16 protein-coding genes are annotated in these 14,578 nt (G+C 65.1%); 13 read left to right on the top strand and 3 right to left on the bottom strand.

Going from position 1 to position 14,578, the window contains the following annotated elements; genetic code table 11:
* Window positions 1-30: 30 nt before the first annotated feature.
* A complete protein-coding gene (locus F3J17_RS11545) occupies window positions 31-1,491 on the top strand; it encodes an MFS transporter (protein WP_167057673.1) in 1,461 nt (486 codons plus the stop codon).
* Between the two features lie 33 nt (window positions 1,492-1,524).
* Window positions 1,525-2,991: an MFS transporter gene (locus F3J17_RS11550; protein WP_345891171.1), complete on the top strand. Its 1,467-nt coding sequence runs from the start codon at window positions 1,525-1,527 to the stop codon at window positions 2,989-2,991.
* Here the strand turns inward: F3J17_RS11550 and F3J17_RS11555 are convergent.
* The gene (locus F3J17_RS11555) at window positions 2,975-3,883 is read right to left on the bottom strand and encodes a LysR family transcriptional regulator (RefSeq protein WP_167057676.1); all 909 of its coding nucleotides are present in this window, start codon (window positions 3,881-3,883) and stop codon (window positions 2,975-2,977) included. The genes F3J17_RS11550 and F3J17_RS11555 overlap by 17 nt on opposite strands.
* A gap of 299 nt (window positions 3,884-4,182) precedes the next feature.
* Between F3J17_RS11555 and F3J17_RS11560 the strand changes: the two genes are divergently transcribed.
* The 6 genes from F3J17_RS11560 to F3J17_RS11585 all read left to right on the top strand — a co-directional run bounded on the left by F3J17_RS11560 (window position 4,183) and on the right by F3J17_RS11585 (window position 10,401).
* Complete coding sequence (locus tag F3J17_RS11560; RefSeq protein ID WP_167057854.1) at window positions 4,183-6,432, top strand: TonB-dependent siderophore receptor; 2,250 nt, start codon at window positions 4,183-4,185, stop codon at window positions 6,430-6,432.
* Between the two features lie 23 nt (window positions 6,433-6,455).
* Window positions 6,456-7,379: an ABC transporter substrate-binding protein gene (locus tag F3J17_RS11565; RefSeq protein ID WP_167057679.1), complete on the top strand. Its 924-nt coding sequence runs from the start codon at window positions 6,456-6,458 to the stop codon at window positions 7,377-7,379.
* A 29-nt stretch (window positions 7,380-7,408) separates the two neighbouring features.
* On the top strand, window positions 7,409-8,032 hold the full coding sequence (pnuC, locus tag F3J17_RS11570) for a nicotinamide riboside transporter PnuC (protein WP_167057682.1): 624 nt from the start codon (window positions 7,409-7,411) through the stop codon (window positions 8,030-8,032).
* Window positions 8,033-8,055: 23 nt separating this feature from the next.
* Entirely contained in the window at window positions 8,056-9,219 is a 1,164-nt protein-coding gene (locus F3J17_RS11575; RefSeq protein ID WP_240160913.1) for a phosphotransferase, read from the top strand.
* Window positions 9,216-10,112: a rhodanese-like domain-containing protein gene (locus F3J17_RS11580; RefSeq protein ID WP_167057689.1), complete on the top strand. Its 897-nt coding sequence runs from the start codon at window positions 9,216-9,218 to the stop codon at window positions 10,110-10,112. Before F3J17_RS11575 ends, F3J17_RS11580 begins: the two co-directional genes overlap by 4 nt.
* Window positions 10,113-10,215: 103 nt before the next feature.
* Window positions 10,216-10,401 (top strand): hypothetical protein, encoded by a 186-nt coding sequence (locus F3J17_RS11585; protein WP_167057692.1) that lies wholly within the window; start codon window positions 10,216-10,218, stop codon window positions 10,399-10,401.
* Between the two features lie 9 nt (window positions 10,402-10,410).
* On the opposite strand, the gene F3J17_RS11590 is transcribed toward F3J17_RS11585, so the two are convergent.
* Both F3J17_RS11590 and F3J17_RS11595 read right to left on the bottom strand, forming a co-directional pair.
* Window positions 10,411-10,845 carry a DUF6691 family protein gene (locus tag F3J17_RS11590; RefSeq protein ID WP_167057695.1) on the bottom strand — a complete coding sequence of 145 codons (435 nt, stop codon included), beginning with the start codon at window positions 10,843-10,845 and terminating at the stop codon, window positions 10,411-10,413.
* Window positions 10,842-11,288 (bottom strand): YeeE/YedE thiosulfate transporter family protein, encoded by a 447-nt coding sequence (locus F3J17_RS11595; RefSeq protein WP_167057698.1) that lies wholly within the window; start codon window positions 11,286-11,288, stop codon window positions 10,842-10,844. The genes F3J17_RS11590 and F3J17_RS11595 overlap by 4 nt, the downstream gene beginning before the upstream one ends.
* Window positions 11,289-11,516: 228 nt before the next feature.
* On the opposite strand from F3J17_RS11595, the gene F3J17_RS11600 reads away from it, so the two are divergent.
* From F3J17_RS11600 to F3J17_RS11620, 5 genes are all read left to right on the top strand, one after another.
* Window positions 11,517-11,984, top strand: a complete 468-nt coding sequence (locus F3J17_RS11600; protein ID WP_167057701.1) for a rhodanese-like domain-containing protein — start codon at window positions 11,517-11,519, stop codon at window positions 11,982-11,984.
* Window positions 11,985-12,073: 89 nt separating this feature from the next.
* Window positions 12,074-13,030, top strand: a complete 957-nt coding sequence (gene epsC, locus F3J17_RS11605; RefSeq protein ID WP_167057704.1) for a serine O-acetyltransferase EpsC — start codon at window positions 12,074-12,076, stop codon at window positions 13,028-13,030.
* Window positions 13,027-13,281 carry a helix-turn-helix transcriptional regulator gene (locus F3J17_RS11610; RefSeq protein WP_167057707.1) on the top strand — a complete coding sequence of 85 codons (255 nt, stop codon included), beginning with the start codon at window positions 13,027-13,029 and terminating at the stop codon, window positions 13,279-13,281. The genes epsC and F3J17_RS11610 overlap by 4 nt, the downstream gene beginning before the upstream one ends.
* Before the next feature lie 204 nt (window positions 13,282-13,485).
* The gene (locus tag F3J17_RS11615) at window positions 13,486-14,418 is read left to right on the top strand and encodes a family 2A encapsulin nanocompartment shell protein (RefSeq protein WP_167057710.1); all 933 of its coding nucleotides are present in this window, start codon (window positions 13,486-13,488) and stop codon (window positions 14,416-14,418) included.
* A partial coding sequence (locus tag F3J17_RS11620; RefSeq protein ID WP_167057713.1) for a hypothetical protein occupies window positions 14,393-14,578 on the top strand: 186 nt, incomplete at its 3' end. The genes F3J17_RS11615 and F3J17_RS11620, both read left to right, overlap by 26 nt.

A 14,578-nucleotide genomic window follows, 5' to 3' on the forward strand; every position in this document is an offset into this window, starting at 1 on the left:
GCTGTTCTTGCCGTCATACAGGGGATTATCTTGAGCACGCTCGATATCGATGCGGTTGCGTCCGCACCCATTCGCTCCGCCAGCGACGTTTCGCGCCTGATCAACGCCAGCACGGCCCGCGCAAGCCACGCGCGGGTCATCGTGCTGCTGGCGCTGGGTGGCGTATTTCTCGACGCCTACGATCTGACTACGCTGTCGTATGGCATTCAGGACGTGGTGCGCGAGTTCAATCTCACGCCCGCACTGACGGGTTTCGTCACCTCGTCGATCATGATCGGCACGATTTTAGGGAGCCTGGTCGGCGGCTGGTTCACCGACCGCATCGGCCGCTATCAGGTCTTCATGGCCGACATGCTGTTCTTCGTGGTTGCGGCCATCGCCGCGGGGCTCGCGCCCAACGTGTGGGTGCTGATTGCCGCGCGCTTCGTCATGGGGCTGGGCGTGGGCATCGATCTGCCGGTGGCGATGGCGTTTCTGTCCGAATTTTCGAAGTTTCAGGGCAGCGGCAACAAGGCTTCGCGTCTCGCCGCGTGGTGCCCGATGTGGTACGCCGCGTCTTCGGTGTGCTTTCTGATCGTGTTCGCGCTGTATTTTCTGCTGCCGCAGGAACACGCGGGCTGGTTGTGGCGCGCTTCGCTGATTTTCGGCGCGGTGCCCGCGCTCATCATCATCGCCGTGCGCAGCCGCTTTATGAACGAATCGCCGCTGTGGGCCGCGAATCAGGGCAAGCTCGACGACGCGGTGCGCATCCTGCGCGAGTCGTATGGCATTCACGCCCATAAGGCCGATACCGCGCCTGCACCACATAACGCCGCCAGCCAGCCGCCCGTGAGTTTTCGCGTGCTGTTCCAGCGTCCTTATCTTTCCCGCACGATAGTGGCGAGCGTGATGAACCTGTGCATTCCGTTCGAATACACGGCGATCGCGTTCTTCCTGCCGTCGATTCTTTCGCAGTTCCTCGGCGCGGGCGTGTTCGAGACGATTTCGGCGTCGCTCGCGCTCAATGTGCTGTTTGCGCTCACGGGCGGTTTGCTCGGCATGCGGCTCGCCCATACGCGGCCTTCGCGTCATGTCGCGCTGGCGGGTTTTGCACTGCAATTCGTGGCGCTGGTGGCACTCGCGCTGCTTGGTCACCCGCAGACAGCGCTGGGTATCGGTATCGCGCTGGCGGGGCTGGGCGCGTGGCTGTTCGCCGAAGGTTTCGGTCCTGGCGCGCAGATGATGATCTACCCGGCGCTCTCGTACCCCACTTCGATTCGCGGTACGGGGCTGGGTTTTGGCCGCGCGCTCACGGGCATAGGCAGTGCGGTGGCGCTGTTCGTGCTGCCGATTCTCAACGCGCGGCTGGGCACCGATATGTTTTGGGTCGTCGCGCTGGCGGCGGTCATTCCCATCGGCTTTCTCTCGCTCGTAAAGTACGAACCGACCGAGCACGATATCGACGACGAAGACACCCACGCACGTGAACAACTGCTCGATGAACGCGTTTAAGGTGGTTAAAGCGTCGCTTGCGGGGCGCGTGACGTGACGCAGGCGGAATTCGATAGCCATCATGCGCGGCCGGTACTGGGCATCTGCGTGGCGATGGGTTTTACTACGTTGCTCGACCAGACGATCTTCGGCCTCGCGTTGCCGCATCTGCGCGACAGCCTCCATGCGTCGCCCGATGAATTGCAGTTGATCGTGTCGGTCTATTCGATTGCCTTCGGCATTGCGCTCGTGCCCGCAGGGCGGCTGGGCGATCTGATCGGGCGGCGGCTGTTGTTTCTCGTCGGCCTGACGATGTTCAGCGGCTTTAGCCTCGTGGGCGGCCTCGCCGCAAGCGCGCAGGTGGTGATCGTTGCGCGCGTGCTGCAAGGTGTGGGCGCGGGCATGATCAACACGCAGGTGCTGGGACTGATCCAGGATCTGTTTCGCGGCGACAGTCAGGCGAGGGCGCTTGGCCGTTATGCTTCGGCGGGCGGAATGGCGGGGCTGGCCGGCCCCGTGCTGGGCGGCCTGATTCTCGCGCTCACGCCCGCAGACGTCGGCTGGCGGCTGATGTTTCTCGTCAACGTGCCGTTTGGCATCGTCATTTTCTATCTGGCGCTAAGGCATTTACCGCGCAGCCGTTCTTCGAATGCGCGATTTTCCATCGATGCGATAGGGCTGCTGTTACTGAGCGCCGTGACGCTGTTCTCGATGCTCGCGACGCTTCAGGGCGCGGATGTGCAGCTGTCCGCGCGGACCTGGCTGGTGGGCGCAATCGCCGGGGCTGTGCTGTTCCTGCTCTGGGAGCGGCGTTATCAGCGTCAGGGCGGCGTGCCGATTCTGGGCGCGGGCCTGACCGGTTCGCCGGGCTACGTGCTGGGGACGCTCGTCGCGATGTTCCAGTTCGCGGGCGGCACCACCTTCGGCATGGTGACGACGCTGTTCTTTCTCGACGGGCTGAAAACCGGGCCGCTGCTGTTCGCGTTGCTGTCGATTGCACCTGCCGTGGGGATGATGGTGTCGTCCGCGCGGAGCTGGCGTTTCGCCGCGCGCTTTGGCCGCCCTGGCGTGGTCGCGGCCATCGCGGCGTATATGGCGGCGCTGATGGTGCTCGGCGCGGGCGTGATGTGGTTGCCGGTGATCGGCATATTGCTGCTGTATCCGCTGATTGGCTTGCTGCTCGGTGCGTTCGGCGGCCTCATTCATGCGCCGAATCAGGCGATGGCGCTGGCGGAAATCGGTGCCGGCGAGGGGCGGGGGACCGCTGCCGGGTTCTTCCAGCTGTCGCAGCGGCTCGCTTCGTCCGTGGGCATGTCGTGGGGGATCGGGCTGTTTCTGGGCGGTGCGAAGGCGCAGGGTGGACTGCTCGCGTGGCGTCAGGCCTTTGGCGAAGCGCTGATTCTGATCCTGGGTCTGCTGGGCGGCGCGCTGGCTGCCGCGCTAGGCGACTGGCTGCGCAGGAGGCGTCAGAACCGGGCGCTGCGCGTGGGCGCTTTAGGCAACGCTACAGGGCTGGAATGAGCGCTTCTTCCGTGGCATCGGCATGTGGCAGGAGATCCGCAAAACTCGCCACGAAATTCGCCACAATCGAATCCACGCCCGTATCGCGCCACGTGAGGCCCACATCCCAGCGCGCATCGGCGTCGTGGATCGGCAGGCACACGACTTTGTCTCCGGGCGATTGCAGCGCAGATTCGTGCATAATCGACACCCCCAGCCCCGCGCCAACCAGCGAGAGGATGGTGAGCGATTCGTTCGCGTGCTGTACGAAACGCGGCTCGAAGCGTCGCGACGCGCAAAAACGCACGATGTGATCGTGCAGCCCCGGGGCACGCGAGCGTTGCAGCATCAGAAACGGCAACGCCTGCAACGCGTCTAGCGCAGGGGCCTCGAAGCCCTTTATGGTGTGCGCGAGCGAGCGCGGCACCACCAGCGCGAGCCGGTCGGAAAGGAGACGCCGGTGGGCGAGCCCCGCCTGCACCGGGAGACGCACGAAACCCGCCTGAAGGCTGCCTTCGAGCAGCCTTTCCATCTGTTCCGCCGACGACAGGTCATGCAGCGCGACCTCGACTTCGGGAAAGCGCTCGCGAAAGCGCGGCAGCACGCGCGAGACCGTTTCCACCGTCGAAAAGCTATAGCCGATCGCGAGCCGACCGACTTCGCCGCGAGCGGCCCGTTTGCCTTGCGAGAAAACACGCTCGGCCTGCTCGACGAGCGGACGCGCTTCGCCAAGGAAATGGCGGCCCAGTTCGGTCAGTTCCGTGCCGTGGCGGTCGCGTCGAAACAGTGGCGCGCCCAGATCGTCTTCAAGACGCTTGATCTGTTTGGTCAGCGCGGGCTGGGAAAGATTGAGCATTTGCGAAGCGAAGCCGAAATGCAGCGAATCCGCGAGCGTGACGAAAGATTTGAGCAAATGGAAGTTCATATCCGCGAGTTATCACCGCCTGGAAAACATGTCATTGGACCGCGCGGCGCGGCTATGGTCGAATTCGATCTCGTGAAGATTGCACGCAGATTCCGCGCAGTATAGCGGGCGCTTTTACGTCGGAGTGCCATGTAATTCATATATGGAATGACGTGATTTGAATATTCGAAAAGCCGTATGTGGAGGCATTGAAATACGTGTCAACGCAACGGCGCCGTCGCTCGTTCAAGGGCGGATTGACTAGCAGGTAATACATGAAAAGATTGTCGGGGGGAACGCGCGGGGCGATGGCGCCGCGTGGCAGGGCGCGCACTTTTGTGCGTCCGGTGGGTATGAGTCTGGGCCTGGGATTGAGCTTGATGGCGCTGCATCCGCTGGCCATCGCGGCTGAACAGGCCGCAATCGCAGCAGCGGCGGATGCGGCATCGGCAACAGCCACGACAGCGAACGACGCACAGGTCTTGCCGACCGTCACCGTCAACGGCGCAAACAACAACGGCTGGCGCGCCCGCACGGCATCGGTGGGCGGTTATGAAAACGCGCCGCTGCGCGATACGCCCGCGTCGATCACCGTCGTCACGCGCGCGCAACTCGACGACCAGCAGGCCAAACGCCTGAGCGATGTGGTTCGCAACGACGCATCGGTCAATAACGACTACGCGCCAGTCGGCTACTACGAGGGCTTTTCGATTCGCGGTTTCGCGCTCGATCCGGCCAGCGCGTATCGTCTCGACGGGCTCACGCTCTCCGGTGAGCAGAACGTCGCGCTGGAAAACAAGGAGCGCGTGGAGATTCTCAAGGGTCTCGCGGGCATCGACAGCGGCGTGATCGCGCCAGGCGGCGTGGTGAACTACGTGAGCAAGCGTCCAGAAAATGTGGCGAGCGTCACGGCAGGCGTGGACAGCCGTGGCTCGACTTCGGCGGCGGTGGATCTGGGGCGGCGCTTCGGCCCCGACGATCAGTTCGGGCTGCGCGTGAATGCCGCCAAAGAGAACATGCACTCGTATATCGACGGCACCAATGGACGCCGCAGCTTCGGCTCGATTGCGGCGGACTGGAACATCAACCCGCAGGCCAGCCTGCAACTGAACGCGGAATTCCAGCAATGGATCCAGCGCTCGGCGTCGGGCTACCAGTTGCTGGGCGGCACGGTGGTGCCGTCGTCGGTATCGTCGTCGAAACTGCTGGGCGCGCAGTCGTGGGCCAAGCCCGTGACGACGGACGCGCTCAACATCAATGGCCGCTTCGACTACGCCTTCAACGACAGCTGGCGTGCCTACGTCACGGCGGGACGCAGCCGCACGATGATCGACGATAACGTCGCCTTCGTGTACGGCTGCTATTACGCGGCCAGCTGTAGCGCGGGCACGACCTCGCCGTATTTCTTCGGCGCGAACGGCGATTACGACGTCTACGACTACCGCAGCCCCGGCGAATATCGCCGCAACGACGAAATGCGCGCCGCCGTCGACGGCAAGTTCACCACGGGCGCGCTGCGTCACGACGTGCTGTTCGGCACCAGCGCACTGCACCGCGTTGTGCATCTGTCTGATGCGGTCTATGACTACGTGGGCAGCGAAAACATCTACGGTCCGGACGAAGACTTCTCGCCGTCGCCCAATTCGCCGAGCGTGTCGTATCCGCAACTCGACGCGTGGCAATACTCGCTGTTCGCCAGCGATCGCGTGAGCCTGGGCGAGCACTGGCAGGTGCTCGCGGGCGGTCGCGCCGTGTTCCTGCGCCAGAAGGCGTGGACCAGCCAGGACGGCCCGGAGACCGGCACCGATAAATCCGCGCTGCTGCCGCAGATTGCGCTGGTGTACAAGCCGGTCGCGCCGCTATCGATTTACGCGTCGTACAGCAAGGATCTGTCGCTGGGCGATCAGGCGCCGGTTCGGGCGAGCAACGCCTATTCGTTCCTGCCGCCGGTGGAGTCGCATCAGTACGAGATCGGCGCGAAATACGACTGGGCGAATCGGCTGAGCCTCACGGCCGCGGTGTTTTCGATCACGAAGCCGTTCGAATATGCGCAGCCAGACGCGTCCGAATCGGGCTATACCTTCGTGCAGCGCGGCACGGAGCGGCATGACGGGATCGAACTTTCGGCGGCCGGGCGCGTGAGCGAGCGGGTGACGCTAACGGCCAGCGTCGCGGCGATCCGCGCGCGCGCCTACGATTCAGGCACGCCCGCTTACGAGGGCCATCAGGTCATCAACGTACCGGCGCTGCACGCGGCGCTCAACGCCGACTGGGCGGTGCCGGGCCTCGCCGGCTTCGATCTGCTGGGCGGCCTCGAATACAGTTCGAGCCGCAACGCCAACGAAGAAGGCACGGCGCGCGTGCCGGGCTGGATCGTGGTCAACGCGGGCGCGCGCTACACGACGAAGATCGCCGGTCATCGCACGGTGGTGCGCCTGTGGGTCGACAACCTCTTCAACCGTTATTACTGGCGCGATGCGGGCGAGCAGCAGGGCGACGCCTATCTGTTCCTGGGCGCGCCGCGCACGGCGCGCCTGTCCGTGACTTACGACTTCTGAACGCATCTGCGGAGAACCTTGGCATGACCCGTATCACCCTGATGCTCGAATACTTTCACCCGTGGACCAACGCCGCGGGCTTCTATGTCGCGCGCGACGAAGGCTGGTTCGCCGAAGCGGGACTCGACGTGGAGATCGTCGTGCCCGATCCGGCGCGCGGCGACGCGCTCGCGCATCTCGCACGCCACGAGGTGGACTTTGGCGTGTTTCCCAGCAACCGCCTGTTCGTGCAGCGCGAGGCGGGGCGTCCGCTGGTCGGCATTGCGGCGGTCAATCATCGCGCGCTGGAAACGATCCAGACCGTGGCGGCGACCGGCATCGCGCGTCCGCGCGATCTGGCGGGCCGCCGCCTGGCGCTGAACCCCACGCCGCGCGGGCTGGCGATGGTGCGTCACCTCGTGGCGCACGACGGCGGCGATCCCGACGCCGTCACCATCGTCGATAGCGGCGCGCGCGAGCTTGCGCCGGAAAGCTTTGTCGATGGCGAGGCCGATGCCTCGTTCGGCAGCTACTGGGCGTGGGACACGCTGCTGCAAACCGGCGTGCCTGACGATCAGCGCCTTATCTGGCCGGTCGATGAAATCGGCGCACCCGCTTACCATAGCTATCTGCTCGGCGCGCACGAGGACACGCTGGAGACGCGCGGCGAGATCGTGCGCGGCTTCCTGGCGGCCGCACGACGCGGCTATCTGGCAGTGGCGCAAGCGCCCGAGCGCGCGCTGCCGTCGCTGGAGCGCGTGATTCCGTACTTCCCGCGTTCGCTGCTGGCGCGCTCGCTGCCGCTGATCGCCTCGACCTGGACGCACGAAGGCGAGTGGGGCGTGCAGCGCGACGCATTGCTGCGTCCCTACGCGCAGTGGCTCAGCCAGCACGGCGTGCTGCGCGATGCCTCGCAGAGCGCGCACGCGTTCACGAATGCGTTTCTGCCTGACGACGCCGCCCGATAAACTCACGCCACGGATCTCTTCTACCTGACATGTCTCCACTCGAAATCGTCGGCGTGATCGTCAGCGCCCTTGCGATCTGGCTCACGGCGCGCCGCAAGATGCTGTGCTGGCCGGTTGGGCTGGCCTCGGTTGCGCTCTACGGCTGGATCTTCTTCGACGCGAAACTCTATTCCGATGCGCTGTTGCAGGGCGCGTTCGCCGTGCTCCAGATCTACGGATGGCAGCGCTGGTACGCGCAACGGCGCGGGCCGCAGCCGGGTAGCGAAGATGCACAGCCCGTCGTGCCCGTCGGCAACGTGCCGTTCGCGCGCATCGTGCCGGATCTGCTCGCGGCGGTGGTGCTGAGCGTGCTGCTCGGCGCGGCCATGGCGCATTTCACCGATGCCGCGCTGCCCTGGGTCGACGCCTCGCTCACCGCCTTCAGCCTCGTCGCGCAATACTGGACCGGGCGGCGCTATGTCGCCTCCTGGACGCTGTGGATCGTGGTCGATGTGATCTACGTCGGCATGTTCGTGTTCAAGGGGCTGTACCTCACCTCGGGCCTGTATGCCGTGTTCCTGGTGCTCGCGGCGCTCGGCTGGCGCGACTGGTCGCGCGCGCTGCGCGCGTCCGCTGCGGATGCGTCTTACGCTGCTTCGGAGAACCGCGTCTGATGACCCATGAAGCGATTCAGCCTATGAATCACGACACCTCGCACGCCGCGCCGCAATTCACCGTCGATGGCGAGAAAGCCGAGCGCGACTGGCCGCTCATCACACGCGACGAGGTCGAGCGCCTGCTGGCGGACTATGCGGGTCTCGCGCCGCTCGCGAAGATCGCCTGGCACAGCCCACGGCCGTTTTCGTCGGCGGTGCTCGCGCATACGCTCGATGGCCGCGCGTGGTTCGTCAAGCGCCATCACGCCCGCCTTCGCAGCGCGGCGGGACTGGTCGAAGAACACGCGTTCATCGCCCATTTGCGCAGCCGCGGCCTGCCGGTCGCCGATGTGCTTGCGGATCGCACGGGACGCACGGCCATCACGCGCGACGACTGGACCTGGGAGGTCCACGCCGCCGCGCCCGGGATGGACGCCTATCGCGGCGTGATGTCGTGGAAGCCGTTCTTCCATGCGAGCCATGCCTGGTCGGCGGGACGTACGCTCGCGCGTCTGCATCTGGCTGCGGCGGACTATGACGCGCCTGCGCGCACCTTGCAGCCGTTGTTGTCGAGCTTTCGTGTGATTGGCTCGCCCTCGCTCGAACCGGCGCTGGAGCAGTGGGTGCAGGCCCAGCCGGGGCTTGCGCGCTCGCTGGCAAAGCACGACTGGCGCGCCGATATCGCCGACGTCATCGCCCCCGCGCACGCGCGGCTCGCGCCCTTGTTGCCCGCGTTGCGCCCGCTCTGGACCCACGGCGACTGGCACGCCTCGAACCTGCTGTGGACCGACGCTACGCCCGGCGCACAGGTGCGTGCCGTGCTCGACTTCGGTTTGGCGGATCGCACCTGCGCGGTTTACGACCTGGCGCTCGCCATCGAACGCAACGCCATCGACTGGCTGGCGGCCCCAGCGGCCTGCACGGTGGAGTACGAGCACATTGCCGCGCTGCTTGACGGCTACGAATCGCTCGCGCCCTTGAGCGACGCCGAATACGAAGCGTTGATCGCGCTGCTGCCGATCGTGCATACGGAATTCGCGCTGCTCGAAGTCGAATATTTCGACGATATTCTGGGCGACGAAACCGGCGTTATAGCGGCCTACGACGGCTATCTGCTGGGCCACGCGCGCTGGTTCGCGCAGGATGACGGGCAACGACTGCTGGCGTGGCTGCGCGCGCGCCGCCGCATGGAGGGCAAGGCATGAGCGATCAACATCCTGATGACGCGGCCCGCCGCGCCCGTATCCTGATCGAAGCGACGGAGCTGGCGGAGCGTCTGGGCGAGCCTGGCCTCGTCGTGCTCGATGCGCAGGTGGAATTGCCTTCCCCGCGTTTCGACGGCGATTATCGGGTCGCAAGCGGTTACGACGGCTGGCTCGCGCAGCGCGTGCCGGGTGCGCGTCATGCCGATCTCACCGCGGCCCTTGCCGCGCCGCACGAGACGCTCTCGTTCATGCGCCCGACGCCTCAAGCGCTCGCGCAAGGGCTTGCGGCGCTGGGCGTCGGACCGGCCTCGCGGGTCGCGATCTACGACCGCAGCGATGGATTCTGGGCCGCACGGCTCTGGTGGATGCTGCGCTGGATCGGCATCGACGCCCGTGTGCTCGACGGCGGCTGGCGTGCGTGGCGCGAGGCCGATCTGCCCGTCGAGAGCGGGCTGCCGCACGCAACGCACGCCGCTGTGCGCTTTGAGGCGCACGCTCGCCCAGGCATGTGGACCGATCGCGCCGATGTTGAAGCCATCGTCGCGGGACGCACACGCGCCACGCTCGTTTGCGCGCTTTCAGCTGATATGTTCACGGGCAAAGCGGCGAGCCGCTATGCCCGGCGCGGGCATATTCCCGGCAGTGTGAATCTGCCTGCGCGCAAGCTGTTCGACGCCAGCGGGCGTTATGCGTCGATACCGGCGCTGCGCGAAGCGCTTGGCGCGCTCGCATCGGAAGAATCGGTGTGCGTCTACTGCGGCGGCGGTATTTCCGCGGCGGTGGATGCGCTTGCACTCACGCTGGCGGGCCACGACGCCGTTTCGATCTACGACGGCTCCTTGCAGGAATGGGCCGCCGATCCCGCTTTACCGATGGCCACGGCGGCAACGTAAAGAATCGATCGGCAGACCTGCTAAGCATCGGAGAAATGCTTGGTTGGCTGATCCGCAGGCGCTGACTAGATTGGACGATATGCCATCCTGCGAGGACATCGTCATGTCGAATCCCATCGCCCAGCGCCTGTGGAATATCTTCAAGCGCGACCCTGCCGCAGCCGCGGCGCAACGCCCGGACACCCATGAACAGGCCGAACGCGCCGCGCTCTATGCGAGCCACGGCTATTTCCATTCCAGCTTCACGCCGCTGCTCTTTCCCTTTGTGCCGGAAATCCCGCTTGAATAAGCGCGACGTTTATCGTCGGCTTTGCGCGCGTCCGGCCGTCCAGCGATAAAGCCACCAGCCCGCGATCATCGACGGCAGGAAATAGAGCGCTTCGCTATTCGGATGCGCGAGTAGCGCGATGGCGGGGCCGGGGCAGTAGCCCGCCGCGCCCCAGCCGATTCCAAAGATTGCCGCACCCGCGATCAGCTTGCCGTCGATCGTTTTGGCGGTCGGCAGGGAAAACTGGTCGGCCAGCACCGGCTTTCTGCGGCGCAGGATGAAATGAAACGCGAGCGTCGCGAGGGTCACCGCGCCGCCCAGCACGAACAGCAGGCTGCCGTCCCACGCGCCGAGGACGTCGAGAAAACCCAGCACCTTTTGTGGGCGCGTCATGCCCGAAAGCGCGAGACCGCCGCCAAACAGCAGGCCGCTCGCAAGACTCGCCAGCAGTGTCAGCGCATTCATTGCAGTCCCAGTACGTGGCGCACGACGAAGGTCGTGGCGATTGCTGTGATGAGGAAGACGGCGGTCGCCACTGCCGATCGACGCGAAAAACGGGCCAGTCCGCAGACGCCGTGTCCGCTGGTGCAGCCGTGCGCGAGCGCGGTGCCATAGCCCGTCAAGAGGCCCGCAGCGATCAGCAGCAGCGGCGGGAAACCCGCACGGGCTTGCGGCGCGAGATCGACGTGGCCGAACACGCGCGCCAGCGCGTAGCAGGCGGCGGCGCCCGCCACCAGGCCAAGCAGGAACGCGGCCCGCCAGGCGGATTCGCGGCGCTCGCCCCAGATCAACTGGCGCGCGATGCCGCTGATGCCGGCGATCCGGCCATTGAGCCAGAGCAGCAGTGAGGCCGACAGGCCGATCAGCAGGCCCCCGGCGAGCGCGCTGTAAGGAGTCAGATGGGTCATGTCGATAAAGGGGCGCAAAAGCGATAGCGAATCATACGGCACGTCGCGGAACGCCAACTCATCGAAAGATGCATCGAATCAGGCTGCTCATTTAAATAGCAGATTTAGTTGGTTGGAAGCGGCGTCGAGCAATCGCATAGTGGACTCCTGCCGTCTATAGACGGCAAATGAAGTCGGACCGAAGCGTGCCTTGGGCAACGCGGCGGCTTCGAGAACATGGAGACATCTATGACGGTCGAGATTCTGGAAAAGCCGCTGCATGCGGATCTGGCAGCCGCGCAACAAACGGCGCAGGCCGCCGGTCTGGCTTACGCGGGCAGCGTGACGCCGCGCCAGGCGTGGAGCCTGCATCAGGCAGGCGAAGCCGTGCTGGTGGACGTGCGCACGGCGGAAGAACATCGTTTTGTCGGACATGTGCCCGACACGCTGCATGTCGCGTGGGCGACCGGTACGAGCCTCACGCGCAATCCGCGCTTCGTGCGTGAACTCGAAGCCAAAACGGGCAAGCAAGCCGTGGTGCTGCTGCTGTGCCGCAGCGGCAATCGATCGGCTCAAGCCGCCGAAGCCGCGGCGAAGGCGGGATTTACGCACGTGTTCAACGTGAGCGAAGGATTTGAAGGCGAACTGGATGCGTCGGGGCAGCGGGGCAGGCAAAACGGCTGGCGGTTTCACGGCTTGCCGTGGAAGCAGGACTAAGCGGGGCCTGATAAGCCTGCCGACCGCCGCAGGGAACGCGCTGCAACGGGTGTAGCGCGGCCCGGCTTATAAAACGGGGAGTAACGAGCGTGACTGTGTTTCGTGTGGCGGAAATCGTAGAAGCGCTGCAAACCGTGCGCCAGCAGTGGCGCGAGGTGCAGCAGCGCTCGCTGGAGCCCGGCGGGCGTGAACTGCCGGCGCGTGAAGCGCTGGCGGAGATCGTGGATACGCTCAAGGGCGTGCTGTTTCCAATGCGGCTCGGGCCGCCCGAACTTCGTCAGGAAAGCGAAAACTTCTATGTAGGCCACGCGCTCGACGCGGGCCTGCACAAACTGCTGGCCCAGGCGCGGCTGGAATTGCGCTATCGCGCGCGTCGCGACGAGCCCGATCACGATGCAATCGACCAGCGCGCCGAAGCGGCGATTCATGCCTTCGCGCAGCGTCTGCCGTCAATACGCGTGCTGCTCGACAGCGACGTGCTGGCGGCTTTTGATGGCGATCCAGCGGCGGGCAGCGTCGATGAGGTGCTGCTCTGCTATCCCGGCGTGCTGGCGATGATCCATCATCGCTTCGCGCACGAACTGTATCGGCTGGGCCTGCCGCTGCTTGCGCGCATTATCTCGGAGCTGGCGCATGCGGCCACCGGCATCGACATTCATCCGGGCGCGCAGATTGGTTCCACCTTCTTTATCGATCACGGCACCGGCGTGGTGATTGGCGAAACGGCGGTGATCGGCGAGCGCGTGCGGGTCTATCAGGCAGTCACGCTGGGGGCCAAGCGTTTTCCGCGCGATGCAGCGGGCAAGCTGGAAAAAGGCCTTGCGCGCCATCCGATTGTCGAAGACGACGTGGTGATCTATGCGGGCGCAACCATTCTTGGCCGCGTCACGCTGGGACGCGGCGCGGTGATCGGCGGCAATGTGTGGCTGACCGAAAGCGTGCCGGCCGGCGCGCACATCACTCAGGCCATTTCCCGCAACGAGACGCGACAGCCTGCCTCCACGCGCATTGCCGAAGGACAGCACGCAGCGGGCATCGCAACATGAATGCCATCGTGCAGGATTTCGGCGTGGCCGTGCGGCGGCTGCGCGAGTCGCGCGCCTGGTCGCAGGAGCGGCTCGCCGAGCATGCGGGCCTCAATCGCACCTATGTCGGCGAGATCGAACGGGGCACGGTGATCGCCTCCATCGTTACCGTCGAGAAAATCGCCCAGGCGCTGGACATGAGTGTCGCCGATCTGCTGGGTGCGCTCGTTGGCAGTGCGTATCTCTCGCCGCGCGCATCACTCAATCTCTAGGCTTTCCATCCGCTATAGCTGTGATTTCCGCGCTGATTGCCCGGCGTGGTAGCCCCATGCGCGCCTGCGCATTGAGGCGCGCCGGGCATTTGGTGTCTATAGCAGGTTGAGCCTGCGATCAGGGGCCTGAATAATCACCACGCGTAATCACCCCGCCTCATAAGCAAAGCTGTTTTCGTTCTAAGCAACCGGAGTCTTCATTCAATGTCCACGAATTTGAACGGCCAGAACGCGCTCGGCGATAACGCCGCGCGGCAATTGGCGAATGCCACCAAGACCGTCCCGCAGCTGTCCACCATTACGCCGCGCTGGCTGACGCATCTGCTGCAATGGGTGCCGGTCGAAGCCGGTATCTATCGTCTGAACCAGGTGAAGGACCCGGAGGCCGTGCGCGCGACCTGCACCGCGCGCGAAGACGAAGGCACGCTGCCGACCACCTTCGTGCCCTACGAAGAAAATCCGCGCGAGTATTTCCTCAACGCGGTGAGCACCGTGCTCGACGTACATACGCGCATTTCCGATTTGTATAGCAGTCCGCACGATCAGATCAAGGAGCAACTGCGTCTCACTATCGAGACCATCAAGGAGCTGCAGGAGAGCCAGCTCATCAACAATCCCGACTACGGCCTGCTCGCCAACGTCGAGGAGGAACAGCGTATTTTTCCGCTGACTGGCGCGCCCACGCCCGACGATCTCGACGAACTGCTCACCAAGGTCTGGAAAGAGCCGGCGTTCTTCCTCACGCATCCGCTGGGGATTGCGGCGTTCGCGCGCGAATGTACGCGTCGTGGCGTGCCGCCGCCCACGGTCAGCCTGTTCGGTTCGCAGTTCATCACGTGGCGCGGCATTCCGCTGATTCCGTCCGACAAGGTGCCGGTCGCCGACGGCAAGACCAAGATCCTGCTGCTGCGTGTGGGCGACAAGCGCCAGGGCGTGGTCGGGCTGTATCAGCCTGGCGTGGCGGGCGAGCAGGGGCCGGGGCTGTCGGTGCGTTTCATGGGCATCAACAATCAGGCGATCGCTTCGTATCTGATCTCGCTGTATTGCTCGCTCGCCGTGCATTCGCCGGACGCGCTCGCGGTTCTCGATGAAGTGGAAATCGGCAAGTACCATGACTATGCAGACACCTACCGGTAATCCCGTGCCTCTGCCTGGCGGTCTGCCCGATCCCGCGCAGCTTGCGCGGTTGGCTAATGCGTTCTTCAGCGCGCCGCCGGGCATCGCCGCGGCGCCCGAGGTCGCGGCCGGCAGCGGTGCGACGGGTGGTGTGCCGAGCGCGTTGCCTGCCGCTGCGCCC

This window comes from Burkholderia sp. Ax-1719, assembly GCF_011753055.1.
In the GTDB taxonomy this organism is placed as follows: Bacteria; Pseudomonadota; Gammaproteobacteria; order Burkholderiales; family Burkholderiaceae; genus Paraburkholderia.

Coding starts and splice junctions, on each gene's coding strand:
- F3J17_RS11580 (WP_167057689.1), top strand. CDS start 9,216: ATGAGCGATCAACATCCTGATGACGCGGCCCGCCGCGCCCGTATCCTG.
- F3J17_RS11585 (WP_167057692.1), top strand. CDS start 10,216: ATGTCGAATCCCATCGCCCAGCGCCTGTGGAATATCTTCAAGCGCGAC.
- F3J17_RS11575 (WP_240160913.1), top strand. CDS start 8,056: ATGAATCACGACACCTCGCACGCCGCGCCGCAATTCACCGTCGATGGC.
- F3J17_RS11560 (WP_167057854.1), top strand. CDS start 4,183: ATGGCGCCGCGTGGCAGGGCGCGCACTTTTGTGCGTCCGGTGGGTATG.
- F3J17_RS11600 (WP_167057701.1), top strand. CDS start 11,517: ATGACGGTCGAGATTCTGGAAAAGCCGCTGCATGCGGATCTGGCAGCC.
- F3J17_RS11565 (WP_167057679.1), top strand. CDS start 6,456: ATGACCCGTATCACCCTGATGCTCGAATACTTTCACCCGTGGACCAAC.
- F3J17_RS11595 (WP_167057698.1), bottom strand. CDS start 11,288: ATGACCCATCTGACTCCTTACAGCGCGCTCGCCGGGGGCCTGCTGATC.
- F3J17_RS11610 (WP_167057707.1), top strand. CDS start 13,027: ATGAATGCCATCGTGCAGGATTTCGGCGTGGCCGTGCGGCGGCTGCGC.
- F3J17_RS11590 (WP_167057695.1), bottom strand. CDS start 10,845: ATGAATGCGCTGACACTGCTGGCGAGTCTTGCGAGCGGCCTGCTGTTT.
- F3J17_RS11615 (WP_167057710.1), top strand. CDS start 13,486: ATGTCCACGAATTTGAACGGCCAGAACGCGCTCGGCGATAACGCCGCG.
- pnuC (WP_167057682.1), top strand. CDS start 7,409: ATGTCTCCACTCGAAATCGTCGGCGTGATCGTCAGCGCCCTTGCGATC.